The sequence below is a fragment of the Limnobacter thiooxidans genome (genome assembly GCF_036323495.1).
Taxonomy (GTDB): domain Bacteria; phylum Pseudomonadota; class Gammaproteobacteria; order Burkholderiales; family Burkholderiaceae_B; genus Limnobacter; species Limnobacter thiooxidans.
On record NZ_AP028947.1, the window covers coordinates 3,386,482 to 3,412,226 of the forward strand.

Here is a 25,745-nt window from a genome sequence, read left to right on the forward strand (position 1 = left end):
GGCTTGCAGCCGAACGGACGAGGAACTCAACACAAGGGCAGGCTTTCTTGAATGGCGGTGCAAGGGCAATGCTGCCTTTGCAAACTCGAAGGACAGCGCCTGCGACTTTTGGGGAATGATATGCGACTTGCAACCGTTGGTGAGAAGCAACCGCTAACCGGCGTTAGTTCGCAGCCTGAGAGGAGTTCACCACCACCTGCTCCATAACCAGCGCAGGTTCGCAGCCTGCGAGGTGTTTGATTGCTGCATCATCTTGCCGATTCGGGGCAAGGCTTCCCGGCTGATTCGCAGCGCGGGGCGATTGCGCAAGCAATCGATGCGAAGACGCCATTGCGTTTCGCATTCCCCAAGCCAGAATAATGAAGACGGGAAACAAGCCTTGTCCAAGGCGAGATGCGCGGCAACGAACACCGACCCAAGGCATGCGCAACGAAGCATCTCAGCGAAAGGCTAGATGACCAGCAACGAACACCGCCCAAAGCCTGCGCAGCGCAAGCAAATGAAGATGCAATCTGTAGTAAAAAGTGCGTAAAATCAGGCCCTTCTATCACGCTTTGCCGCAGCACATGTTTCGTAAGCTTTGTCATTCACTCATTCAGGCCAGCGGTGTGGGCGTGCTGGCACTGACGATTTCAGGCTGCGCAATTGTCAGTGTGGGGTCTGTCAGTTCGGAAGATTACCTGTCGACCCGCCGTGGGGATGTGTTGACCACAGGAAAGCTGAGCGCCTCTGCGCGTACGGCCTTGCAGGTGGTGGGCATTGACGAGGCACGCTGCAACAGCAATATTCTGGCCTGCCGAAAGGCATTGATTGCGTCGGCAGGGCTGGGGGACGAGCAGCGACTGTCGGCTTTGTCAGAGCTTTGGCTTCAAGAAGCGCTTCAATACGAGGAAATGCAAAAACTTGAGCCGGTTAATAACACGCTGAAAGCTGCCACCCTGTCGGCCTACCTTGAAAGCGCTCGCCATGCATACGCCTACCTGTTTTATACCGATCGCACCCCTGATTTACGCGCCATGGAAGACCGGCAGGCGCAGGTTCGGGACTATTACAATTTTTCCACGCAACAGGCTGTAGTGGGTTTGTTCAACCGCTACAGGAACCAGCTTGAAAAATCGGTTTCTCAAGAAAAGACCTATTTGTTGGACTTCTCCCCCTGGAAAGTCAGCGGCAGCACGGCAGGCCTCAGCCTGAGCCACAAGGGCCAGTTGCCCAATGAGCTGGTTGCTGCGTCTGCACTCACTTTCAAAGGGCTGCGTAACCAGTATCGGCGTGATGGCCTGGGCGCTGAACTGGTGGCAGTGTTTGCCAGCAGTGTGGTAAAGCAGGAAGACGAGAACAAGCCCTGGAGTGAAACACCCTTTCCATCAGTGACTGTGATGCTACGCTTTCCCGGCAACAGCATTGAATCAGTGCTGGCCGGAAACCAGGTCGAATTGCAGGGCTTTGACCCGCACAAGAATGTGAGTGTGGATGTTCGAGGCATTCGGGTGCCGCTGGCCGCCAATTTCACGTCTGGGTACGGGCTATGGCTGGCCCGTTCGGGCTTCGCACAGGAAAGCCTGTTGTCCTTGATCGGGCGAAGTGAAACCCTGGACAAACCACGCATTTATTTGATGCAACCTTTTGACCCCAACCGCCGGGTGATTCTGATGTTGCACGGTTTGGCCAGTAGCCCGGAGGCGTGGGTGAATGTGGCCAACGAGGTACTGGGTGATGAGGAGTTGCGGCAGAATTTCCAGATTTGGCAGGTGTATTACCCCACCAACCTGCCCCTGCCATTCAACAACCGGGAAATTCGGGATGCGGTGGATGCAACCCTGAAAAACTTTGACCCGCAAGGCAGCCGCAGGGCTTCCAGAGACATGGTACTGATTGGCCACAGCATGGGTGGTGTATTGGCGCGTTTGATGGTGTCGGACTCAGGCGACCAGTTGTGGGAATCGGTATTGGATCGATACAGTATTTCCCGGCAAAGGGAGCAGCGGTTGCGCCAGAAAATCGAGCCCTATGTGATATTCAAGGCCATGCCACAACCCACACGTGCCATTTTTATTGCAGCGCCCCACCGTGGCACCCCTTATGCAGAAAACCGGTTTGCACGCTTTGTGTCTGGGTTGATCCGTCTACCCGCCACGGTGTTGAGCAGGGTAACGGAAATTGGGCAACTGCTTGTGAATTCTGACAATGCATCAGACGAGCCCTTGGTAGGTGCCATCAACAGCATCAAGAACCTGAGCGATCAGGATCCCTTTGTGCAAGAGTCGGCAAAATTGCCGATTTCGAACAAGGTCAAGTTTCATTCCATTATGGGCAATGACACGCCGAAATTGACACTGGAGGACAGCAGCGATGGCGTAGTGCCGTATGCCAGCGCAAAGCTTAAGGGTGCTGCTTCGGAATTGGTGGTCGATTCCTGGCACAGCGTGCAGGAAACACCTGAAGCCATCGTGGAAGTTCGCCGAATACTGCGTGAACACCTGGATTCATTGCAGTAAGTGATGTCGCGCAATTCAACCATTGATTTGCTAAAAGCCCTGGCATCACAGGTCATTGTGATGCACCACCTGTTGCTGTACACACCCATGTCGCCTGCTTTGCGGGCTGAGTGGCCTGCGCTGTTGGGTTTCATCGCAGACGAAGGTCGGTATGTAGTTCAGATTTTTTTGGTGATCGGTGGTTTTTTAGCCAGCCAGTCGCTATTCAATATGCTGAAACAAGGCAGGGTGGTAGCTCCCTGGAAGCTGCTGAAGAAGCGCTACGTGCGCCTGGCCAAACCGTTTTGGGTGGCAATTGCTGTGGCTGTGTTGCTGAGCTGGCTGGCCGGCAAAATTGCAGTGCACGAGGAGGTGTCTGATTTGCCGGACCTGATGCAATTGCTGGCCCATGTGTTTCTGCTGCACGATGTGGTGGGCGTGGAAGCGTTGTCTGCAGGCGTGTGGTACGTGGCGATCGACCTTCAACTGTTTGCGGTGATGGTGTTAATGAGCTGGTTGAGCCAACGGCTGGGAAATGTCAGCTGGATACAGCCTGAATATACCTTGTTGCTGCTTGCAGGCGCGATGGCGGTGTCGTCGCTGTGGTGGTGGAACCTGCATGCAGGGCACGATGAATGGGCCTGGTATTTTTTCGGCTCGTATGGGCTGGGTGTGATCGCCTACTGGGCGCAGCGTGAGGGGAAAGCAGGCTTGGGTAGTGCCCTGATTTTGGGGTTGCTGAGCCTGGCCCTGTGGATTGACTGGCGTGAACGCCTTTTGCTGACCGGGTTGACCGCCCTGCTTTTGTTGAACAGTTATCACCTGGAGCAGTTATTGGCAAACCTGGTTCGCGGCCCAGTGCGCTGGCTGGGCGATATTTCATACTCGGTATTCCTGATTCACTACGGCATTGCGGTGTTTGCAAGTTCAGTGGTAATTGCCTTGGATCATCAGGGCATGTCGTCGAACTTGCTGGCCTTTGTGGTGACCTGGGCAGTGAGCATATTGGCAGGGTGGGTGTTGTATCGGTTGGTTGAGCAGGGTGGAGCTTAGCTGGCAGACGCCTACATTGTGGGATACAGACCATATCTTCTAAGGTGTGCTTCAGTGTCCTCGTGATATTGCTGCAGCCAATAGTATTTGGCTTCTATCGCCACTCGATTTTTGTTTTTGAGCAAAGCTTTCTCTATTGCTTTTTGGTGAGGCTTCAGCATCCAGAACTGGACTCCCAAATAGTTAAGTGACGTCACCCCGTCTGCTGCCCTGTAAACAAACACATCTTGGAATGATTCTGAAAGCTCGGCGAGGACAGAATGATCAAGAACCACACGGGGAAAGATCGCGGACTTTTCTTCCGATACAACTTTCACCACACCCGGTCCGAAAACAAACTTCTCATGAATCATCATGTCTCCAATAATCACTGCCCCCCTCAAGAAAAGCTCAGATTCTAGGAAGAAATGCTGTATTTGACAGGCCACTTCTTGAAGAAAACCAGCGATCTGTTGCTCTCTCAACTTTTTACTTGTTGAATTAAGAGGGAATGCGGCAAAAACATTGTCAGTAAAAGTTTTAACCACTGGGCTACCATCGGGCCCCATGGCATTCAAGCGTCGCTCAAATTCCAGGATTGACGATAGAAAAAATTCAGCCGCCAAAAGATTTTGATTTGAAAAAATCTCAGCCCCTCCCAGTACATCAAGGTATGCGCAAATATGGGACTTTAATTCGATCTTCATCGCTACCGACAAAAAATTAGGTTCTTACAACTTATAGCTTTTTGCCAAAACTCAGTTTCCCCTCCAGAATCTGTACTGGGCACTGTAATTAACATCTGCCTTTTCACCTTCATTGCTTTCAGAACACTTGCCTTTCGGCGCGGCACCACCCTTCGTGTTCACACGCTGAATGTAGGTGATTGCTGTCAACTCACCCAAGCCACCCGACACATCGGCCTTGGCCAATTGAAGCGGAATATTTTTTTCACCATTGGGCGACACGGCCACTTGTGAACCGGTCACAAATGAGTTGTCTTTCAAGGACCAACGAGCGGGTGGTCCCGAATAGGTTCCAATTTCCTTACCTTCACTGTCTTTCAATACGGCCTGCGGCTTGACCATGGTCCACTTGTAGGCGGTCAGGGGGTCTTTCTCTTTTCGGCACTCGTAAGTAATTGTTCCCTCAGCCTGGGCTTGCAGCACAAGTTTGTTGCCGACTGCCACCTGAATAAGTGCAGGCAGGTTTTTTTGTGCGGGGTCTGTTTGGGCAAATGCCTGCTGCTGAAATGCGAAGGTGCCTATGCAAACAGAAAGCAGTGTGGCTTTGAAGGCAGGTTTCATGAATGACATTGCTCCTTACGGGGTAATGTAAGTTAACGTGACCCGGCAAGGAATCGTTTACAAAATAAAGCAGGCACAGTCTGCGCAGCATGTTTGATGGAATCAGAACCGAGGCGACACGTTACGGAATTTCTCAGATGTTTTGCGGCCTTGCCAATTCAAAATTGCTGCGGGTGATGCAATAGCCATCGCCCGCCAGCTTGCCCACGGCGTCCAGCAAGTCGTTAGCAATCAAGCCAGCGCGCAAGGCGGCGTCATTGACCTCTACACCCAGTACGTCCAGCAGCATCATGCTGCCTGCCATGGCGCCTTCGCCCACCAATTTCACTTCGCGCAAGTTGCATTCAAAACGCACCAGTGCGTCTTCAACACCGGGTGCTGTGACTGAATTGCTGAGTGATTTTTTCAAGCCTGCTTTTTCAAACTCGTCCACTTCAGGCGGGTAATCACCGCAACTTGTGTTCATGGCGTCCACCAGCACGTGGCTGACAATGTTCACCACGCATTCGCGGGTGGCCTGCAGGTTGCTCAGCGTGTCCTTCGCAGCCCGTTCGCGTGGGTTGACCTGCACCACGCACAACACGGGCGGGCTGCAACTGGCCACCGTAAAAAATGAATAGGGCGCCAGGTTGGCAACACCCTGTTCACTGAGGGTGCTAACCCAGGCAATTGGGCGAGGCACTACGGCCCCAGTGAGCAGCTGGTAGTTTTCGCGGGGGGTGATTTTGGAGGTGTTGAAGTACATACCGGAGGCCAAGTTTGTTCAATGGTGGGTTGGTGCTTATAGTTTAGCCTCAATAAATACGTGGAGCGACTGAATGACTTTGACGGTGAAAGTGATTCTGGGCATGGTGCTTGGAATTGTGGTGGGCTTGGCGATCAATTTTTCGGGGCTGAATGCCGAGGGCAGTTTTGTTCAGAAATTTGTGACCAGCGGCCTGTTCCACATTGTGGGCAAAATGTTTATCAATGCGCTGAACATGCTGGTGGTTCCACTGGTGCTGTTTTCACTGATCTGCGGGGTGTGCGGCATTGGTGACATCAAATTGCTGGGCAAAATTGGCACCAAGTCATTCGGCTTTTACATGTTGACCACCGCCGTGGCCATTGCCAGTGCAATTCTGATTGCTGTGGGTCTGGGTATTGGCGAGGGCATGAATGCGCGCAGCAGTGCGGAGTTTTCAGCGCGGGAAGCCCCTGCTTTATCCGATGTATTGATCAACATTATTCCGACCAACCCCATCAATGCGATGGCACAGGGCGAAATGCTGTCGATTATTTTCTTCGCGATTTTGCTGGGTGTGAGCCTGTTGCTGGTAGGCAAAAAAGCCCGCAAAGTAATTGATCTGATCGAAATCTTGAATGAAGCCATGATGAAAATGGTGAGCATCATCATGGCCCTTGCACCGTATGCCGTGTTCTGCCTGCTGGCCAAGGCCATGGCCGAACTTGGGGTGGAATTGTTTGCCCAGTTGATCGGCTTTGTGCTGGTGGCGGGCGGGGTGATGTTGCTACATTTGTTTGTCACGCTGCTGATTTTTCTCAAGGTTTTCTCGGGGCTGAACCCGGTGACCTTCATGAAAAAAATCCGCAATGTGCAGGTGTTTGCTTTCAGTACATCGAGTTCCAACGCCACCATCCCGGTGACACTGCGCACGGTGACCGAACGCATGGGTGTGAACAATTCCGTGGCGTCGTTCACAGTGCCTTTCGGCGCCACCATCAACATGGATGGCACGGCCATCATGCAGGGCGTGGCGACGGTGTTCATTGCCAACCTGTATGGTGTTGAACTGGGTATGACAGGCTATTTGACAGTGATCATGATGTCGGTATTGGCATCAATCGGCACGGCTGGTGTTCCGGGCGCGGGCCTGATCATGCTGTCCATGGTGTTTGCCCAGGTGGGTCTGCCGCTGGAAGGCATTGGTTTGATTCTGGGTGTGGACCGTTTGCTGGACATGCTGCGCACGGCAGTGAATGTGAGCGGCGATGCGGTGGTTTCACTGATAGTGGCCAAAAGCGAAGGCAAGCTGGACGAGGCGGTGTACAACGACCAAGCCCTTGAATCCAGTGACAAGGGCGGCATTCATGTGAACAGCGAGCCTGGTCGGGATTTTTCGAAAGCCATGGCCACTGCCTACAAAGGCAATTGATCAGGGCTTGAGAATGATGGGCTGTATAGCAGACTCACCAAGGTACACCGTGCCTTCCTGAATGGTGCAGGAAAGCGCCATGTTGCGCTGGGCCAGTTTGGCCAGCGTGGCACCGTCTTCGACACTGAGTTGCAGCACCTGGACCTTGTCGAGTTTGTTGAGCCAGTCCTGGTTCTGCCTCCACCACACTTCGGCCGAGCGGGTGTAGCAGTAAATCACCACGCGGCCTGACCGGCCGCAGGCCTTCCTGATGCGGCTTTCATCAGGCTGACCCACATCAACCCAGACCTTGATTTCGCCAGTGGGGTCGACTTCCCACACAGCGGCCTCTTCTTCAGCTGACAAGCCTTTGCCAAACTGCACGTCTTGACCGGCGTGCATGGCAAACGCCAACAGGCGAACCATCATGCGTTCTTCGGTTTCAGAGGGGTGCAAAGCGAGCGTCAGCGGATACTGCGCGAAGTGGTTGCGGTCCAGGTCGGACACGTCCAGTTGAACTTTGTAAACGGTGGCTCGAAGGGCCATGGCAGCTCGCGGTTTGAAACGATCAAACCGCGATTATCGCTGATTACGACATCAATTAACGACCCATGCGGCGCAAGGCTGCAGTGGAAAAGTCAGCCGGTGTGTACTTCTTGCCAAACTCGGCAAACTTTTCTTCGTTGGTCAAACCACCCACCAGGTAGCGGCGCGACTGCAAGTCGTACAGCACTTCGCCGGTACCGGCAAAGGTGGGTACATGGTAAGCCTGCACACCATACACTTCACGAACACGCCACAGGGTGTTGCGGCTGTCGTATTGATCGGCATGCAAAACCGCCCAGGAATCTTCATCAACGTAGAACACACGCTTGGCATAAATGTGACGCTTGCCCGGCTTCAGTGTCGCTTCAACCACCCAGACGCGGTGCAACTCATAGCGCACGAAGTCGGGGTTGACGTGACTTTTCTGAACGATCTGGTTGTACTTCAAGGTGCGATCGGCAATCTTGTAGTTGTTGTAAGGCACGTACATTTCTTTTTTGCCGATCAACTTCCACTCGTACCGGTCGGGTGAACCGTTGAAGCCGTTCAAGTCGTCGTTGGTTCGCAGGCCGTCGGAACCGATACCCGGGGAGTCGTAAGCCAGTTCAGGTGCACGAATGACACGGCGCTGACCCGGGTTGTACTGCCAGGCCAAACGAGGTTCGGCAACCTGGTTGATGGGCTCGTGCACCAGGGCCACATCGCCTGCTGCGTTGGCGGGTGCCGTGATCTGGTTCATGAAGTAGAGAATGCGGTTTTCTTCAGGGCTGTCCATGTAGGAAGCCAACGCCACGGTTTCAATTCGCTTGCCCACTGTGAATGAACCATCGGATTGAACAGGGAAGTCAGCGGAGTAACGAACCACCGAGCCACCCAGGTCACGGAAGTTGTGGTTCCAGATCACTTCCACACCGCTTTTGGGCACAGGGAATGGAATGTTCGATTTCTTGATGCCCTGCACGCCGCTTCCACCGTCCACCAGCTTCACATTCGGCGCTTCGGCCTTGGCCGCGTCGTACACCGCCTGACGATACGCGGCGGTGCGGTGGGTTTTGTACACATTCATTTTGTAGGTGGGGTAACGCTTCATCATTTCAATTTGACCCGCCGTCAAATTGGCCTGGTACTGGGCCATGTTGGCCGAGGAAATGGTGAAGAGGGGCTTCTCGCCAGCGAAGGGGTCCACGTAACCGGTTTCTGGGTTGAAGCCTTTGGGGATACTGTTCAATCCACCGGTCCAGTCGGGAATGGTACCTGCGGCATTGCCTTTTTTCTCGGCCCCGACCGGGGTCAGGCTTTTGCCCAGTTCGGACAGGTCATTGGCCTGCACCACGCCTGTGGCCAGAACAATGGCCGCTGCCAGCAAACCGGACTTTAACTTGAGAACTGCCATGTCATGTCTCCTCGTGTTGAGTGTTTATTGTTGGGTGTTCTGTTCTTGAAGGCACAGCGCAAAAACTTCGCTGCTGCGGTTGCTTTGGCCAAATACCTCGGGACTACAATACGTGGCCTGCGGTGCAAAGGGGCCCATTACCGTGTCCAAGTTTGCACCTTTTTCAACATTCTGTATGGCTTGTGTGAATGTTGGGTTGTGCAACATGTGGCGGTACAACAGCACCTGATCGGGATATGGGCCCCAAGGCAGCCACAGAAAGCCGTTGGCCGCGGTGGCGTTGGCAGGCCGGTCGGCCGGGTCGGAAATCACAACCGTGAAAAAGCCGTTTTGATCGAGCGGCACCTGATAATCGGCTGCGCAATCGGTGTAACGCTGGGTGACAAACTCATTGCCGCACAGGGACCAGTATCGAAGTTGTTCCGTGCCGAATGGCACACCTGCCTGCCCACGGTAGGTCGGCGCTTTGGCACGAAGCAGCGCAATGCTGCCGCCTTTTCGATCAAAGGCTGTGGTGGTGTAGGCGTTGTGAATGTTGCTTAAAAAACCACCCGAGCCGGAATCGACGCGCCCGCCCAAGGCGCTGGTGTCTTGCCCGGTTGCATTACCGAGAATGCGAAACACGGTGTCGCCCAAGCTGAAGAATTTGCCTGTGGTGGGCGGGTAGCTTGCCGTGGGAAAAGGCAAGGCCAACTGGTTGGGGTAATCAAGCCCCAGCAACAGGTCGTTGATACCCAAGGGGGGCAAAGCACCGCCCAGGTTGGGCAAGACAGGTTCAGCACAGTTGGGCAGGGTGCCCAGCTCGCGACTGCCGTCGGCGGTTTCAAGTGTAAGCGTGGGCAGACCCACGCCGCCGTCCATGAATTCGCCCGCTTCGGACACATAGACCCGGTACATGAACAGCGCCAGTGCATTCGGAACGTCCAAGGGGCCAAGGTTGACGTTGCCGGTGTAGAAGGTGTTGGGCTTGCGGGGAGAGTTGGGGGCCGAGGTGGGATTTTGAGTGGCGTTCTGGACACGCGATGGACCGTATTCCAGGTAGGCGGTGTATTTCCCACCGGGTGCAGCATTTTCGTTTTGAAATGAATTCACAGATCCGCTGTTGGGGCTTAATTCCACATCGGCCAGTGCGTCGGTGGGGCGCAGCGCCACATCGTAGGCGTTGTAGGAAAAGTAACGCGCGTCGGGGTATCGGCCATCAATTCGCAAACGGGTTTGTGGCGACACGGGCGCTGCGGCCACCCAGTACTTGGCTTCGCTGTCGGGAAAGGCGATGTTGGCCTTGTCGGGGTCAGAAGCAGCCAGCCAACCACAACCCAGCCCCAAGGGCATGCTGGACACAGAAGCCCCCATGGCTTGCGCCAGAGATTCGCTGCTGAGCACATTGGTTGCGTTAGAGGGTGTGGCGGACGCTGTACTGGAAGTGTCTTCCGACGAGCAGGACGCCAGAAACGCGAAAGCCACCCCGGCCATGACTACCTGTGAAAGTTTCACGCATGTCTCCCGATTTTTAGTTATATTCTTGTTAATCAACCTAGATTAATACCAAGGTATTAAGCAAGGCAAGTGGAATATTACTCACAAAAACAAGCACATGAACAAACCAGCCGTCTTGACCACTGACACCGTTGATACTCGGGAAAAGCTTTTGCGGATTGCCTTGAACGAGTTTGCGAAGCATGGCATTGAAGGGGTTTCCTTGAGCCAGATTCGCCAGTTGTCAGGCCAAGGCAACAGGTCTGTGGTGCACTACCACTTCAAGACCAAAGCACGCCTGGTCGAAGAGGTGGTGGAATTTGCGACCAGCCGGCTGGATGTGTATTGCAAACAAGCGCATGCTGAATTTGCCCTTGGCAAGCCCGAGCACAAAGAGTGGGTTCGATTGAGCGAACTGATCTTTGACCCGTTTTTAAAGTTATTCGCCAGCGGACAAACTGGCGCCACCTGCATTCAGTTTTTATCCCGCCTGACCTGGCAAACCGGCGAGCAGGGTCAACGATTTCTGACCCGCTTTTTCAACCCCTACATGGAAGTATTCTCCCCTGCCTTGCAGACCCTGCTGCCCCGTTATTCCGAAGCCCAGTTGCGTTTCAAGATTCACCTGGCGGTAAACACGGCCATTCACGGCCTGGCCGACTTTTCAATGGTGATGCACGATGAAGGCCTGCTGCCACTGGTCAGCCAGGCCGATGGCCCGAAAGAGATGCGCAGGCTTTTTCATGACTATGTGAGTGCGGGGTTGAGAGGAAATTAAACCCGGTTTTGCCGCATGGCGTGCAAACGGGCCTTGCCCTGCTTAAGGGATTCTGCGTTGTCGATGAGAGGTGCCGGGTATTGGTTGGTGCCATGTTCAGGCAACCAACGCCGCACGAATTCGCCCTTGGGGTCTTGTTCAGCCTGTTGTTTCAGTGGATCGTAAACCAGCATTTGTGAAAAATGGCTGGTGCCGGAAGCAATACGAACTTGCCCGTAGTGAATGGCGGGCTCGAAGTCCAGAAACTGCTGAGCCAGGTACAAGGCCACCGGTTGCCAGGGTAAACCGAGTTGCACGCAGGCAAACGACACCAACGTGGCCCTTGCCCGCATGTTCAGCCAACCGGTTTGAAACAGACAACGCTGTAAGGCGTCGATGTAGGGATAGCCGGTTTTTCCTTGCTGCCAGGCCTGCAAGTGGGCGGCGTTGATTTCAAAAGGCTCACCCTGGTAGAAGGCATCGGTTTCAAGCCCGGTGTGGCTCTCGAACTGTTGAAAGTAGCCTTGCCGCCAGATGAGCCGATCGACATAAAAGCGGGCTGCATCTTCCACCTTGGCTATCGCATGTGGATCGCCCTGCCCGTGCACGGTGTTCACCAAGACATTGAGCTTTTGCAGCACTTCGCGGTCGCTGACCACGCCATAGGCCAGGTAAGGCGACAGGCGAGAACAACCATTCCACGCCTTCAGGGGGCTTGAAATTGAAAATGGGTAAGCCTTCAGTTTTGCTGGAGTAAAGAACTTTGCTGCCACCGCCCGCGCTTGGGTGCGGCCGCCTTTCATGCGCAAGGGTTTGTCGGCGCCTGCGGCCAGGGGCACGTTGCTGCGGTTCAAGTCCTGAGGTGGTCGCGGGGCAAAAAAAGCAGACAAATCCCGCCCAGCCGGGTTCTTGATGGGTTCTTGGGCCGCGCGGTCCAGGTAGGTTTGAAAACTCGGCTTTTCTTCAAGTGCTCTGAAAAACGATGCACCCCGCTGCACATTGTTCTGCGGCAACTCGATGAAAGCAACACCCACGCTGCGGCACCAAGCCGCTACCGCCTTGTCTCGTTGAAATTGCACAAGCTGGGTGGTTTCCTGGTGCGCCCACAGGTGGGTGAATTTGTACTGCGCGTGCAGGTCAGCCAACACGTCCACTACCTCGCCCAACTCCTCATGCAGGTAACCGCCCACTGCGCGGAACTGCTGCTGCAAATCGTCCAGGCATTCATGCACAAAGGCCTGGTGCTGGCGTGCCGTGTGGGGGTCTGCAAGGTGACTAGGTTCGTGGATGTACAGGGGCAACACCAAACCATGGTGTTTGGCGTTGCGCATGGCCTCGAAAAGCGGCAGGTGGTCGCTTAAGCGCAAATCCCGTTTGAACCACAACACCTGCATGCCAAACATCCTTTTACTACTTTACAGGGGCTGCAAAACCCCGGCGGCCAACAAGCCCAGCACCACAAAACCCAGCACGACCCGATAGGCCACAAACAGGCCATAACCGCGTGTGCTGACAATTTTCAGAAACCACACAATGACCGCATAACCCACGAAGAAGGCGATGAACGTGGCCAGCGCCGTGTTGGCTGGGCTGACAGGGCCTGCCACACCCCAGCTTTTGTACAGCTGGTAAAAGCCAGACGCAAACACGGCGGGCACAGCCAGCAGGAAAGAATATCGGGCCGCCGCTTCACGGGTGTAGCCCATCAGCAAACCGGCGGTGATGGTACCGCCTGAACGGCTGACGCCGGGTATCAGGGCCAGGGCCTGAGCAAAGCCGAACACAATGCCGTCGCGCCAGGTCATGTCGCGCAGCTCGGTTTGGCGTTTGCCCACCTTGTCTGCCAACCCCAGGATCAAGCCAAACACGATCAGCATGATGGCGGTTAGGTAGAGGTTGCGCAGGTAGGTTTCAATCAGGTCTTGAAACAGCAGGCCCAGCACCGCAATTGGCAGTGTGCCCACAATAACCAGCCAGCCCAGTCGAGCATCTGAGCGGGCATCCGGACTGGACGGTGTGTTGCGCTTGAATGACGCACACCAAGCCAGGAAGATCCTGGCAATATCTTGCCTAAAGTAGACCAACACCGCCAACTCGGTACCCAACTGCGTGATGGCCGTGAAGGCCGAGCCGGGGTCAAGCCCGGAAGGCAACATGGGGCCGATGATGCGCAAGTGCGCACTGGATGAAATGGGCAGAAACTCGGTAAGCCCCTGGATCAAACCCAAAATCACAGCTTCAAGCCAGCCTACGCCGTTGCTTGTAACAAACATGGTGAATTCCTGGTAACTGGTCAAACATGGAAAGAAAAAGCCTTCAACACAACGGAGCACGCCGTTGTTGGGCTATTTTCAATGCGCCACTATAGCAAGCCTGAACGGGGGAAAACGATTTTCTGAAGGGGAAACAGGCCTGATATTTAACAAATGATTACAAGTGCTTGCAGACATAATGAACAAAATCGAATAGAAAGGCTTGGGTATGGACAATCGGAAAATTTATGTGACGCAGCCTGCGCTGCCGCCGCTTGCGGAGTTCATCCCGTACCTGCAGGAAATCTGGAACAGCAAAACCCTCACGAACAACGGACCTTACCACCAACAGCTTGAAAAAGCGCTGTGTGAGTACCTCGGTGTGCCCCACATTGCCCTGTTCTGCAATGGCACCATTGCCTTGATGACCGCGCTGAAGGCGCTTCGCATTCAGGGCGAGGTGATTACCACCCCCTATTCCTTCGTGTGCACTAGCCATTCCCTGCTGTGGAATGACCTGCAACCCGTGTTTGTGGATGTGGACCCGGTGACATTGAACCTGGATCCCCGCCGAATCGAAGAAGCCATTACCCCGCAGACCAGCGCCATTTTGCCTGTGCACTGTTATGGCCTGCCTGTCAACACCGTTGAAATTCAGCGCATTGCCGATGTGTATGGTCTGAAAGTGATTTACGACGCGGCACACGCCTTTGGCGTAAAACAAAAAGGCGAGAGCATTTTGAATGCGGGCGACTTGTCGGTGCTCAGCCTGCACGCCACCAAGGTGTTCAACACCTTCGAAGGCGGCGCGATTATTTGCCAGGACGAGAAAACCAAGCAGCGTATCGATTACCTGAAGAACTTTGGTTTTGCCGATGAAGTGACGGTGATGGCACCGGGTATCAACGGCAAGATGAGCGAACTGAACGCCGCCATGGGCCTGCTGCAATTGAAATACGTGGACGAGGCCATTGAAAAGCGCCTCCGCATTCAGGCCCTGTACCGTGAGCTGCTGGCCGATGTGCGTGGAATTGAACAGCTGGCTGTGCCCGATGACGTGGAATGGAACGGTGCGTACTTCCCGGTTTTTGTGAACGGCCACTACCCGATTTCACGCGATGCCCTTTACGCCCGATTGCAGGAACACGGCATTCACGGCCGGCGCTATTTTTTCCCGCTGATCAGCAGCATGCCGATGTACCGTGGCCTGCCTTCAGCCAACCCCAGAAAGCTTCCCAATGCCCACCAGGCAGCCGAGAAGGTACTTTGCCTGCCGATCTTCCCTGATCTGGCGCTGGAAGACGTGGCCAAAATCTGCGTGATTATTGACGAGGCCAGCCGTGGCTAAGGTGTTGTTGGTTGACACCAACTTTTCATCAGGGCCTATCCTGAATTTCCTGCGCAACGCGGGCCACACCGTGGTGTTTGCCGGTGGCAACCCGCGCGACTTTCTGGCCAAGGCCACGCCGGGTTATCAGCAACTGGACTATTCCAACCCGGCAGCACTGGCCGACCTGTGCACGCGGCTGGGTATCGAATACCTGGTGCCGGGCTGTAACGACAGGTCGTATTATTCCTGTGCAGAAGTGGCCGATCGCTTGCACTTTCCCGGCATTGACAGCCTGTACGCCACTGAAACAATCAACCACAAACAGAAATTCAGAAGCTTTGCGCAAGGCGAAGGGCTTTCGGTGCCCCGCGTGTTCAACGCCGATGAAACGCCCAACTGCCACGTGATTGTGAAACCAGTGGACGCCTACAGCGGCCGGGGCATCACGGTTGTTCAGGCGGGTAATGAAGCGCAACTGAAACAAGCACTGGAGACCGCCCGTGCTGAATCCAAAAGCGGCGACTGCCTCATGGAAGAGTTTGTAGATGGCCAGTTGTACAGCCATTCCGCCTTCGTGGTGAATGGCCGGGTGCTGCAGGACTTTGTCGTGATTGAGCATGGCTCGGCCAACCCTTTCGTGGTGGACACCAGCCACATTGCGCTGGATTTTCCTGAAGACATTCACCGCCGAATTCGCCGTGAAATTGAACACATGGCCCAAAGCCTTCGCCTGTGCGATGGTTTGATTCACACACAGTTCCTGTTGAAAGGCGAAAAATTCTGGCTGGTTGAAGTGACCCGCCGTTGCCCCGGCGACCTGTACAGCCAGTTGATTGAACTTTCAACAGGTTTTCCCTATGTGGCAAGTTACACCAAGGGATTTTTGGGCCGGCATGCTGCACCTGGACCGGCAAAACAGCAATTCATTTTGCGCCACACAGTTACCCTTCCCCATGAAGGCTTGCTGCAACACCTGCATTTCAAGCACCCGCTTCACCTTGAACGCTGGGTACCCATTGCCAGCACGGGCGACTTGGTGGCACCCAGCCCCGCCGGGCGAATTGCCTTGTTGTTTGCCCGCTGTGCAAGCGCAGCCGAACTGCAAACACTGGCACGGCATGCCGTGAACCGGCAGCTTTACACCTTCAACGGTTAAGGACAACCCAGCCATGAACGCATTGAAACCTTTGCACAAGCCCATCAAGGTGGCCATGATTGGTGGCGGCGTGAATTCAGCCGTGGGCCGTGTGCATGAAATTGCCATGAAAATGGACAATGAATTTGAATTGGTGGCGGGCTGCTTCAGCCGCAACGCGGAATTCAATGCCGAGTCAGGTCGCCAGTACAACGTGCCGAAAAACCGTTTGTACCCCAGCGCCGAAAAACTGATTGAGGCCGTGGCCCATGAAGTGGATGCGATCGTGATCGCCACGCCGATTCAGTCGCATGCGCAGTACATACACCTGGCACTTGACCACAATTTGCGCGTGATTTCGGACAAGCCACTGCTGGCCACCGTCAATGAATGCAACGCCTTGTTGAAACGGGTACCGGCTGACAACGCCCAGGTGTTTTCAATTTTCAATTACACCGGCTACCCGGCCGTGCGGGAAATGAAACGCCGCGTGGAAAGTGGATCCATCGGCACCGTGTTCAAGGTGATGGTGGAAATGCCGCAAGATTCCTACATGCGATTGAAAAACCAGAACAAGACGCACGCCATTCAGGCCTGGCGACTTGAAGACGGCGATATCAGTTGCGTGTCGCTCGACCTGTTCGTGCACCTTCACAGCCTGGTGAATTTTGTGTGTGGCAACACGCCGCAGGCCGTAAATGCTTGGTCGCGCGCAATCACCAATGTGGCTCCCGGGCTGATTGATGAAGTGGATGCCGTGATTCGCTACAGCGACAACCTGATTGTGAACGCGTGGTACGGCAAGGCCGTGCTGGGTTACCGCAATGGTTTGCGTATTCGCGTGTTTGGGACAAAGGGCAGCCTTCAATGGCACCAAGAAAACCCGGAACTGATTGACGCGGCAGACGATGCAGGCAACCGGATGATATTGGACCGGATTGCCACAGAAAGTACCATCACAGCCCTTCCCCGCTACAACCGTTTCAAGGCAGGCCACCCTTCCGGTTTTATCGAGGCCTTTGCCAATTACTACGCCGACATTGCACAGGCCATGCGGGATGAAAAACTGAATGCCTACACGCTGTCGATGGGGGTGGCTGCCGAAGGTTTGGCCCTGAGCCAGGCCATTGCACAAGCGTCTGCCAGCGGGCAGACAGTTGAACTGGGTTGAATGACATGACGGCACCAAGCAAAAGCACGCCAAGCCTGGAAGAACAACTGCAACTGGTGTTCGATGAAATCGACACCAAGCTTCAAGCGATTGAAAGCGGAGTGTTGTTGCAACGGCAAGACCTTGACAAAACAGTCAACCAGCTTGCAATACTGGTCAACGAATGCCAGAACAAACCCTACGCCAGCCTGATGCAATTGAACCTGCAAGGCACTGTCGAGTTGTGTACGCGTTTTGCCGCACTCTACGTGAATGTACTGACCGATCTGAAACACAACTTGAGCCTGAACAGCGTGCTGGTGTTGACCAAGCAAAAACGTTTCATGAGCCATGTGCTGGAAGTGTCGGGTTATGGTGGCAACCGTGCGGTCTTGAAACTGTTGCTTCAAAAAGCCCGTGAGAAGAAAACCCGACACCTGACCGAGAACCCGGCCATGGTGCGGGCCGTGATGCTGGGGGGTGTGGGCGACCTGGAGCCAGCTGATTTGGTGGAGTTGACGCTAGAACATTCGGAAACATCGGCACTGCTGGCAATTGGCCTGTTGCTGGACCGCTTGCCCTTGACCGTAACGGGTGATGCAGGGCGAACCTTTTTGCTGGAAGAGTACAACCCGTATGACGCCTTGCGCCCGCTGGACCAGTACCGCGCACTGATTTCCAACATCTGGATGCTGTGCAGTTACAGCACCAGCCCGCGCAAGCACGACATCAAAAAGCACCTGAACAACTGGTTCAAACGCGTGCACAAAGCCCGGGGCATTCAGCCCAAGCCATTGGGCAGCGTGAAACACGTGGGCAACACAGACAACAAACCGGTGATGGCGGTGATTGCTGAAACATTCAAATCAGTGCACGCCATGTACCGCTGGTACGCGCCCATGATCAAGCAGTTGCAGCGCGACTATTACCTGGTGATGGTGGGCCTGAAAGCCGATGTGGACGAACAGTCCATCAGCCTGTTCGATGAATTCATTGAAGTACCGGAAGAGGAAATGAACCTGCAACCGGTATTGAACCAGTGCACGCCCGACATTGCATGGTTCATGAGCGTGGGTATGCGGGCCTGGAGTATATCGCTGGCCAACCTGCGTTGGGCCCCCTTGCAGGCCATGAGCTTTGGGCACCCCGCCACCAGCCACAGCACGGAAATGGATGTGGTGTTTGCCACCCCCAATGTGTATGGCGGTGCAGGTGTGGTATCTGAAAACACACTGCTGCTGAACAGCCGCGTGAGCAATGTGGCCCAGGCGCACAAAGACTTGAAGCTGCCACCGCCTGCCGTGTTGAACGATTCAACCGTGCAAATTGCAGTGCCTTGCAATGCCATGAAGATCAACCTGAACTTTGTTGCTGCGCTGAAGGAAATTGAGCGACTGGCCAGCAAGCCAGTGCGCTTCATGTTTTTCCCGAACGAGTATGGTGTGGGGCACCTATCCACAGAGCAACGCTTGCGTAGCCATTTCCCCACCGCCCTGGTGGCACGCCGCACTGGTTATGAGGCCTATCTGAACTTGCTGAACCAGAACCACCTGGCCTTGAGCCCCTTTCCTTTTGGCAACGCCACCTCCACCATCGACTGCATGGTGCTGGGGCTGCCTGTCATCAGCCTGATCGGCACGGAGCCCCATTCGCGGACCGACTTCGACATCCTGGATTCACTGGGACTGGCCGACTATTGTGTGGCGGATTCGGTCGAGAACTATGTGCAAGGCGTGGTGCGCTACCTCAACGAACCTGGCTTGCTGGAAGAATTGCGGGGCATGGTGCAATCCAAAAATTTCATGCAGGAACACACGGTGCTGGACAATGAATTTTCAGTTGAAATGTGCGCAGCCCTGAATTGGGCCTGCAAGCACAGAGATGAAGTCGCAGGGCCGCGTGGCCTGGTTTTTGAAGGAGCAGGACGGTGGCAGGCATGATGATCAAATCTCACATCGTGGACGATCTTTATTTTGAGATTCCAGAATCACTGTCCAAAATTTACACGCAGTTCGAGCCCTTGAGCACGAAGGTGGTCTGCAAGCACTTGAAGGTGGGGGACACTTTTCTCGACATCGGTGCCAACTTCGGTTATTTCGCCCTGCTGGCTGCGCACAAGGTGGGGCCTACCGGCCAGGTGATTGCAGTGGAAGCATCGCCCGAAGTGCTGCCCCAGTTGAGAAAGAACCTGCAAGCCTGTGCGCATGCGGAAGTGATTCACGCAGCGGTGGGTAAAGAAAAGGGCACCACGGCGTTTTTCCTGACTGAAGACTTTGTGAATTCGGGCGTGTCGCAAAGTCCGTTCCTGAAGCCAGCCCGAAAAATATCAGTGGCCATGGACACCATCGACAATTTGCTGGCGGCACGCGGGTCGGGCAACGACACCGTTCAATTCATCAAGTGTGATGTACAGGGTGATGAAATGGCCGTGCTTGAAGGCGCTCGACAAAGCATTTCGAAAGCCGAACGCCTGAACATGATTATTGAATGGGCCCCGGCCTGGATGAGCAAGGCCGGGTTTGAGCCCAAAGAATTTCCTGCATTTTTGAAATCACTGGGTTTTACCTCACTGACGGTGGTGGACGATTACCTGCAAAAAAACATGCCCATTGAAGAGATGGAAGAAGAATTCAGGAAGGACACCACGGGGCGGCGGTTCTGCAATGTGCTGGCGCAGAAGTAAGCCGCTTTTCACTTCACCTGCTTATTTCCAACCTTGCAGCCACTGCCCTTCATCCTGCAAATCGCGCCAGTGAATGATTTGCACGCGGCCTGAATGAACCGCTTCCAGTTCGAACTGCTCTGAAGGCAATTCCGGACTTTCCGGCGGCACCACCGCCCGCACCAGAAAATGCAATTCCCTGTTCACGGGTTTGACTGCGGTCCATTTGCTGAGCACCAGTTTTTTTGGATTCAAACGACGCATGGTTCATTGGCCCTGAGGTGACAATTCAAGTTTCTGCAAATCGAAACCCTGCTTGCTCAACCGTTCAAGCAAAGCAGTGTAACGAACCTTGTCCACTTGCGGCGTGCGCGACAACACCCACAGGTATTCCCGGCTGGGCTCGCTGACTGCCACCAACTGGTAGTCAGGGTCCAGATCTATCACCCAGTAATCGCCCCACACCCAAGGCAACCAAGACAACCATTCGGGTGCAAAACGCACTTCCAATTTCGGCGATTTGGCGCCATCAATTTGGCGGGCCTCACCCAGTGCTTCGTCCATCGTTCCATTGGCCAGTTGGCAACGGTTCAATACCGTGACCGAGCCGTCCTGCTGCAGGCTGTACTGGGCACTGGTGTTGCGCACGCACTGCTTCTGAAATCGGTTGGGGTACTTGGCGATTTCATACCAGGTGCCCATGTAACGTGGCACATCCAGCGATGCGATGGGTTGCAGTGGCATGGTGGGCTTGTCAGCAAAAGCCGGGAATACTGCGGCGCAGAACAAAAGGGCAAGGGCAAAGTTTTTCATGGTTAACCTTTTTGAGTGTCAATACAGGTCATTTTGAGAAAGCTGAAAGGCACTTCGGCTTAAGGCCGTATACAGCTCTATTTCTCTCAATGTCATGAAATGATCAATTCATGGGTACATTGTGCGTGTTGATCGCGCATTGGAGAATAACGCACAACCCCCGAAGAAGTTGAAATGAAGGGCAACAAAGGGTCGGTATGCAGATTAGAGATCACAGACATGGCGTGTCGCGTTATGAATTCGCTCACAACCACACCTCAAAGCCAGCACGGTACACCTTGGCTGATACAACATGTTGTATTCCCCTTACTGCGCGATCATCAAGGTCTTTGAAGTTTGCTGAATGTGTTCAAGCCATCGATCGGCCAAGTGGCCCCACCGGAAAAGGCCGGTCCGCTAACTTACACAGATGCCGTGCAGGCGAATCTAACGTACATTACACGTAGTGATCAAATCTGGTTTCACATCAGACATTAACTTGAGCAGCGCCACCAAAAAACTTAACCATCATGAACTGCGAGTCTGCCAAACCAAAATCTGCTCTGGAAGAGAAAAAAGACCTACAAAACAATGGCTTTATTCTAATTTGCGATGTCAGCGAATTTGTCAAAATTGCGAGTACGCACCGCCTTTTCTTTGGCCCCAAGATTGGCGCCGAAAAGACACGCCTGTGGCTTGACCGGATTTTCGACAGAATTCTGAACCGTATTGAACAACACCAGGGTCAAACCATTCAGTTTATTGGCGATGCCGTGATCGCGTATTTCCCGAGGCTTGCCGCAAAAAGCGTTTTACAGTGTGCACAGGAAATCCGCCAGGCCTGCGGTCTAATCCAGGCCGGGCAACTGGCCAGGCAATTCACGCAAGTCAAAAGCGGCATCGCCTGGGGTCCAATTGCGACTTACCAGCCAGCGCAGTTCGACGACTTTCCCCTGTCGATTGCCAATGGCCAAGGTGTTGAGCAAGCACTGCGGGCACTGCAACTGGCAGGGCCACACGACATTGTGTGCGACGCAGCCACATTCGAAATCATGCAACAGCTTGGCGATTTGCCCGGCACTCGCCAGTTGGGCAACGGGTTTTACCAGGTATTGCCACAATTAGCCAATCAGCAAGAGGCCCTTGCGCAAACCGATCTTCCTGAGGTCCCAGCTACACCTGAACTCAACGAAATCAAACTGCTGACGATCCTGTACATTGAGTTTTACGCCACAACACCCGAAGAAATGCAGCCTGATTGGCTGGATACGTGTTTCACCCAACTGAAGGCCTTGGGTGGTCAGTACAACGCTACCTTGATCGGTGCCTGTCAAACCCTCAAAGGTCTTCGGGTACAACTTGCAGTGGGGCATTTGAAAAGCGAGATCAACGACGTTGAACTTGCCGTGCAACTGGCCACTCAAGTTCAAAGCGTCAGCACCCGCGCGGTTATTGGATATGGCCATGCGTGGCAGGGGCGATACGGTGGAAAAAACCTGAAACTTTTTAATGCCCACGGCGGTGAAGTCAACCTGGCCGCACGCATTCTGGAAAAATCAGAACCGGGTCACATCTACCTTACTGAACAAGCCCGCCAGCAACTCAATGACGCATTGCCCCTGATCGAACTGGCCGAAATGCCCATTAAAGGCGAAGCCGACCCAGTCCGATTGTTTCGCATTCCAAAACCCTACGAAGCCAATCACCACAGAGAGCTTCAAACCAACGCACTGCACGGGCGCAGCCAGGAACTGGAACAGGCGCTCGGCCTGCTGACCCATGCACGCGCAGCAAGGGTATCGTGTTGTATTGAAATTACCGGTGAAGCCGGCGTCGGCAAAAGCACCTTTGTGCGCCACGTTCAAGCCACACTGGCACAGCAAGGGCTGACCACGATCGAGCTGCGAGCCAACCCTTATTCCAGGCTGTTGCCCTATGCGATTGCCTTTCCCTTGATTGTCGAGCTGTCAAGGCTCTACAAGGCCAGCACTCCTGAATCCTGGCTGCTGGACACCTTTCAAGCGGAGCCTGCACAATTGGAGTGGCTGGGGTTGATCGGCTTGATCACCCCATTGAAATTGACGCTGTCAGAGCTTGCTCAACAGGCCAGGCCCGACGTCAGAACTCGGGCGATTGCCCATATTTTTTCAACTGTGCTTGAACAGGCTACCAAAGACTTCAAACTGGTTTTTGTGATCGAAGACCTTCAATGGTATGACAGTGCCTCCGTTCAACTGCTATTGGAGGAATTGCTGAACCGAAAAACCTGTCAGAACATTTACACCATCCGCACCTCAGCGGACGACAGCAAAACCACTGACATTCTGGCGCGCCTGAAGCAGCTTGAAACAGCACGCCACCCGCTTCCCCTGATGAAATTTCAAGCCGGGGAAACCGAAACATTTCTCGCGAAATGGTTCGAGGTAAGTACCGTACCCAGCCCCTTGGTGGAAGCACTGCACCGGCTGTCTGAAGGCAACCTGCTGCTGCTCAGCGCCCTGATTCAACGGCTTTTGCAGGAGAGCATCGTTCGCAGGTTCAGTAATGCCCGGCTTGAAATTGACTTTCGTCGACTCGAACAATTTTCAGCCATTCCCGTCAACCTTGAACACGCCCTTCAAGCCAGGACCGATCAGCTAGCAACTCAGCACCGCCAAGTGTTGGCCCACTGCTCGATCTTCAAAGCGGCATTCACGGCACAAGAACTTCAAGACGCCTTTTCCTATCCAGATACCTTGGAACTGGGACAGGCACTGCAAGTTTTGGAAGAGCGCAAGCTGATCCGGCCATCCATGTCTGTTTTGGGGCAACCCCAGTTCCGGTTTGAACACCAGGTCATTGAACAGTGCGTGTACGATCGCATTCCGTTTGAAGAACGCCGAAAGCTCCACCAAAAATTTGCCTCTTGGCTTGAAGGTCAAATGGGGGAGGCTGAAGAAGGGGTCCGAAACCGCCTGACCGTGCGCCTGGCTGCCCAATACGATTGGGCAGGCCAGCTTGAAAAAGCTTTTCCACTATCCCAACGTGCGGCCGATTATGCATTCGAAGTGGGTGCGCTGGACGATGCACTGCAACGCTTGAACAAGCTCATTGAATGGCATGAATCCGGTTTGCTGCCAGGTACCTCCAATCTTGAGCTGGCACACTGGCTTGAAAAAAAGGCACAGGTGTATTTTGCGCAAGGGCAGTTGTACGACGCGCGCAGCGAGTATCAAAAAGCCCTGTCACCCACCGGGCATTACAAGCCCATGCCCGCGAAAGTGTCTGCACTGCAAATCAAGATTCACCTTGGGCGTTTTTATATTCAGGGTCTTGCACCCTCTTGGCTGAGCAAGCGCAAAAGTCCATCCACAGCGGAAAGTCTTCTGGCGCTGCGCATCTACACCTGCCTGTCTGAACTGGAGTTTTACACGGGCGGGGGCGAATTGGGTTACCTGTACCTGATCCGCGCAGTCGAGATTCTGAACCATTACACTGCCAACACAGGTGACCTGGCCAAAGCCTACGCAGGCTGTGCGATCGTGGCGCAAATCTACGGTAAACCGCGGTGGACGAGCTACTTCATTCAGCAAACGCACCTGTCGTTGAAAGACATCACCAACGAGAAAGAAAAGCTTAGGGCCGCAGCACACATCAACCACCGGCTGGGTTACATGGCTTATTCATCCGGACAGTTCGAGCTGGCCATGCAATTGTCCACAAAGTCTGTCGAAGCAGCGCGCTCAAGCCATGAGTTCCAGACCGAGCTTTTGGCCTTTTCCACCTTCATCACGATACAGAATGCCCAAGGTCGGTTTGAAGAGGTACTGCGCACCTACATAACCTATGAAGAACTGGCCAAAAAATATGCCTCGAATTACTTCAGCATCTTTCATCAATATGGGCTGTTGAATCAGCGCATTTACGCACTGGCCATGTTGGGTCGGTTTCCCGAGGCACGCGATGCCCTGAGTTTTCTGGAAAAAACCGCAGCAGAGCTCAATTTCAACCCGGTCTCCATGATGTCCGTGAACCGCTGCAAGCTGATGTTGCTGTATCGCGAGCAAGACTGGTCTGCTGCCCGACGACTGGCCCTGACAATGTGCAAGGAACTTCGCGTTGATGCTGAAGAAAAGGCCTACCTCAACACCTGCATTTCACTACCACTTGAAGTGTTGCTGGAAGCTGAACAACACGGTCCCCCTTTGAGTTCCGAAGAGGAAGTCGCTGTCAAGTACACGCTGAAAAAACTGGACAATGCGCAGCGCAGGTTCCAGATTTCAACGCCGGTTTACCTGATATTGAAAACCCGAGTGCTGATGAGGAAAAGCAAGTGCACTCTTTGCGCAAAGCGCAACCTGACCAAAGCCAGTCATTTGGCCGCTTCGAGTGGCCAAGTGATAGAGCAGCGAATGGCCAAACGCCTGCTGACCCTATTGAACGACTGACCCTGTCACGGAAGGTTTTGGGTCTCAAAAGCGAATGGTTTGCCCTTGACGCAACAACTTCAACGGGAAATTGAATTCCAAGTCTTCGATTTCACGCTCGGTTTGGATACGGTCCCATTCCTTCAAATAAGAAACCCAGACATTGCGACACGTGTCGAGCTTGTTCAACTGGGTGGCCAACAAAGACGGGCAAAGGTGCAGCGTCAACTCAGAAAGCTTCTTGTCTTTGTTTGAAAAAGAAGATTCGATAATCAGGTGGTCCACTTGAACCATTGAATTCAAGACCTGGCTTAGTTCGTCGGTCAGGTAAGTGTCTGAACTGATGGCCAAGACACCTGAGGATGACTTGATCACAAAGCCAAGAGTGGGCACAGAATGATTCACTGCGAATGGAATCAGTATTGCTCCGCCCAACATCAACTCAACATGGGGTTGAATGGTCACAAATTTCAATGCAGGACTTTCAGTACTGGGAATGGCTGTGAAATCAGGCCAAATCAGGTCGTTGAATACATGCTGGCGCAACACATCAATCGTTTTTTGTTGGGCATACACATACAAGGGGCTGGCCTGTGAATGCTGGCGGCTTTCTACCAGAAAAGGCAAACCGGACACATGGTCCAAGTGAGTGTGGGTCAACAGCACGTGGTTGATTTTGGACATTTGGGCCGTGTTCATGGCCATCACTCCACTACCCGCATCAATCAACACATCCTGATTCAACAAAAAGCACGATGTGCCATTGCCAGGGTCGCCCACACTGCCGCTGCAGCCAAACACTTCCAGGCTTGCCGGCAAAACCCCTTTGAGGGTTACGATGTCTGGCTGTTCAACGGTAGAAAAGATCATTTAAAGCAATTGAAGTGGAGCGATG

The 25,745-nt window shown here is 54.0% G+C and carries 21 protein-coding genes; 10 read left to right on the forward strand and 11 right to left on the reverse strand.

Annotation, left to right across the window (positions count from 1 at the left end):
• Positions 1-566 precede the first annotated feature (566 nt).
• Together RGQ30_RS15460 and RGQ30_RS15465 are read left to right on the forward strand one after the other, a co-directional pair.
• On the forward strand, positions 567-2,498 hold the full coding sequence (locus RGQ30_RS15460) for an esterase/lipase family protein (protein ID WP_130557371.1): 1,932 nt from the start codon (positions 567-569) through the stop codon (positions 2,496-2,498).
• A 3-nt stretch (positions 2,499-2,501) separates the two neighbouring features.
• Positions 2,502-3,530: an acyltransferase family protein gene (locus RGQ30_RS15465; protein WP_130557370.1), complete on the forward strand. Its 1,029-nt coding sequence runs from the start codon at positions 2,502-2,504 to the stop codon at positions 3,528-3,530.
• A gap of 11 nt (positions 3,531-3,541) precedes the next feature.
• Here RGQ30_RS15465 and RGQ30_RS15470 read toward each other — a convergent pair whose 3' ends face one another.
• The 3 genes from RGQ30_RS15470 to RGQ30_RS15480 form a co-directional block, all read right to left on the reverse strand.
• A complete protein-coding gene (locus RGQ30_RS15470; protein ID WP_130557369.1) occupies positions 3,542-4,216 on the reverse strand; it encodes a hypothetical protein in 675 nt (224 codons plus the stop codon).
• A gap of 51 nt (positions 4,217-4,267) precedes the next feature.
• The gene (locus RGQ30_RS15475) at positions 4,268-4,816 is read right to left on the reverse strand and encodes a DUF3455 domain-containing protein (RefSeq protein ID WP_130557368.1); all 549 of its coding nucleotides are present in this window, start codon (positions 4,814-4,816) and stop codon (positions 4,268-4,270) included.
• 133 nt (positions 4,817-4,949) lie between these two features.
• A complete protein-coding gene (locus RGQ30_RS15480; protein ID WP_130557367.1) occupies positions 4,950-5,561 on the reverse strand; it encodes a flavin reductase family protein in 612 nt (203 codons plus the stop codon).
• Positions 5,562-5,634: 73 nt separating this feature from the next.
• On the opposite strand from RGQ30_RS15480, the gene RGQ30_RS15485 reads away from it, so the two are divergent.
• A complete protein-coding gene (locus RGQ30_RS15485) occupies positions 5,635-6,972 on the forward strand; it encodes a dicarboxylate/amino acid:cation symporter (RefSeq protein WP_130557366.1) in 1,338 nt (445 codons plus the stop codon).
• Here the strand turns inward: RGQ30_RS15485 and RGQ30_RS15490 are convergent, their stop codons facing one another.
• The 3 genes from RGQ30_RS15490 to RGQ30_RS15500 are packed head-to-tail and all read right to left on the reverse strand — an operon-like array spanning position 6,973 to position 10,384.
• Positions 6,973-7,497 carry a YaeQ family protein gene (locus tag RGQ30_RS15490; protein ID WP_130557365.1) on the reverse strand — a complete coding sequence of 175 codons (525 nt, stop codon included), beginning with the start codon at positions 7,495-7,497 and terminating at the stop codon, positions 6,973-6,975.
• A 55-nt stretch (positions 7,498-7,552) separates the two neighbouring features.
• On the reverse strand, positions 7,553-8,890 hold the full coding sequence (locus tag RGQ30_RS15495; protein ID WP_130557364.1) for a DUF1329 domain-containing protein: 1,338 nt from the start codon (positions 8,888-8,890) through the stop codon (positions 7,553-7,555).
• Positions 8,891-8,914: 24 nt separating this feature from the next.
• Entirely contained in the window at positions 8,915-10,384 is a 1,470-nt protein-coding gene (locus RGQ30_RS15500) for a hypothetical protein (protein WP_130557363.1), read from the reverse strand.
• Between the two features lie 100 nt (positions 10,385-10,484).
• Between RGQ30_RS15500 and RGQ30_RS15505 the strand changes: the two genes are divergently transcribed.
• Complete coding sequence (locus tag RGQ30_RS15505; protein ID WP_130557362.1) at positions 10,485-11,144, forward strand: TetR/AcrR family transcriptional regulator; 660 nt, start codon at positions 10,485-10,487, stop codon at positions 11,142-11,144.
• Here RGQ30_RS15505 and RGQ30_RS15510 read toward each other — a convergent pair.
• Together RGQ30_RS15510 and RGQ30_RS15515 are read right to left on the reverse strand one after the other, a co-directional pair.
• Positions 11,141-12,517 carry an FAD-binding domain-containing protein gene (locus tag RGQ30_RS15510; protein ID WP_338284559.1) on the reverse strand — a complete coding sequence of 459 codons (1,377 nt, stop codon included), beginning with the start codon at positions 12,515-12,517 and terminating at the stop codon, positions 11,141-11,143. The two genes, RGQ30_RS15505 and RGQ30_RS15510, sit on opposite strands and share 4 nt — an antisense overlap.
• Positions 12,518-12,538: 21 nt before the next feature.
• Positions 12,539-13,396, reverse strand: a complete 858-nt coding sequence (locus RGQ30_RS15515; RefSeq protein WP_130557360.1) for an undecaprenyl-diphosphate phosphatase — start codon at positions 13,394-13,396, stop codon at positions 12,539-12,541.
• A gap of 208 nt (positions 13,397-13,604) precedes the next feature.
• On the opposite strand from RGQ30_RS15515, the gene RGQ30_RS15520 reads away from it, so the two are divergent.
• Genes RGQ30_RS15520 through RGQ30_RS15540 form a run of 5 tightly spaced genes read left to right on the forward strand, consistent with a single transcriptional unit; the run spans position 13,605 to position 19,673 of the window.
• Complete coding sequence (locus RGQ30_RS15520) at positions 13,605-14,723, forward strand: DegT/DnrJ/EryC1/StrS family aminotransferase (protein ID WP_130557359.1); 1,119 nt, start codon at positions 13,605-13,607, stop codon at positions 14,721-14,723.
• Entirely contained in the window at positions 14,716-15,861 is a 1,146-nt protein-coding gene (locus RGQ30_RS15525) for an ATP-grasp domain-containing protein (RefSeq protein ID WP_338284560.1), read from the forward strand. The genes RGQ30_RS15520 and RGQ30_RS15525 overlap by 8 nt, the downstream gene beginning before the upstream one ends.
• Before the next feature lie 13 nt (positions 15,862-15,874).
• Complete coding sequence (locus RGQ30_RS15530; protein WP_130557357.1) at positions 15,875-17,011, forward strand: Gfo/Idh/MocA family protein; 1,137 nt, start codon at positions 15,875-15,877, stop codon at positions 17,009-17,011.
• Between the two features lie 5 nt (positions 17,012-17,016).
• Positions 17,017-18,930 (forward strand): tetratricopeptide repeat protein, encoded by a 1,914-nt coding sequence (locus RGQ30_RS15535; RefSeq protein WP_130557356.1) that lies wholly within the window; start codon positions 17,017-17,019, stop codon positions 18,928-18,930.
• Entirely contained in the window at positions 18,927-19,673 is a 747-nt protein-coding gene (locus RGQ30_RS15540) for an FkbM family methyltransferase (protein WP_130557355.1), read from the forward strand. Before RGQ30_RS15535 ends, RGQ30_RS15540 begins: the two co-directional genes overlap by 4 nt.
• A gap of 21 nt (positions 19,674-19,694) precedes the next feature.
• Here RGQ30_RS15540 and RGQ30_RS15545 read toward each other — a convergent pair whose 3' ends face one another.
• Positions 19,695-19,916, reverse strand: a complete 222-nt coding sequence (locus RGQ30_RS15545) for a TIGR02450 family Trp-rich protein (protein ID WP_130557354.1) — start codon at positions 19,914-19,916, stop codon at positions 19,695-19,697.
• A gap of 3 nt (positions 19,917-19,919) precedes the next feature.
• On the reverse strand, positions 19,920-20,465 hold the full coding sequence (locus RGQ30_RS15550) for a lipocalin family protein (protein ID WP_130557353.1): 546 nt from the start codon (positions 20,463-20,465) through the stop codon (positions 19,920-19,922).
• A gap of 509 nt (positions 20,466-20,974) precedes the next feature.
• On the opposite strand from RGQ30_RS15550, the gene RGQ30_RS15555 reads away from it, so the two are divergent.
• Complete coding sequence (locus tag RGQ30_RS15555) at positions 20,975-24,871, forward strand: AAA family ATPase (protein WP_130557352.1); 3,897 nt, start codon at positions 20,975-20,977, stop codon at positions 24,869-24,871.
• A gap of 24 nt (positions 24,872-24,895) precedes the next feature.
• Here the strand turns inward: RGQ30_RS15555 and RGQ30_RS15560 are convergent, their stop codons facing one another.
• Positions 24,896-25,720, reverse strand: a complete 825-nt coding sequence (locus RGQ30_RS15560) for a 3',5'-cyclic-nucleotide phosphodiesterase (RefSeq protein WP_130557351.1) — start codon at positions 25,718-25,720, stop codon at positions 24,896-24,898.
• Positions 25,721-25,745: the final 25 nt, after the last annotated feature.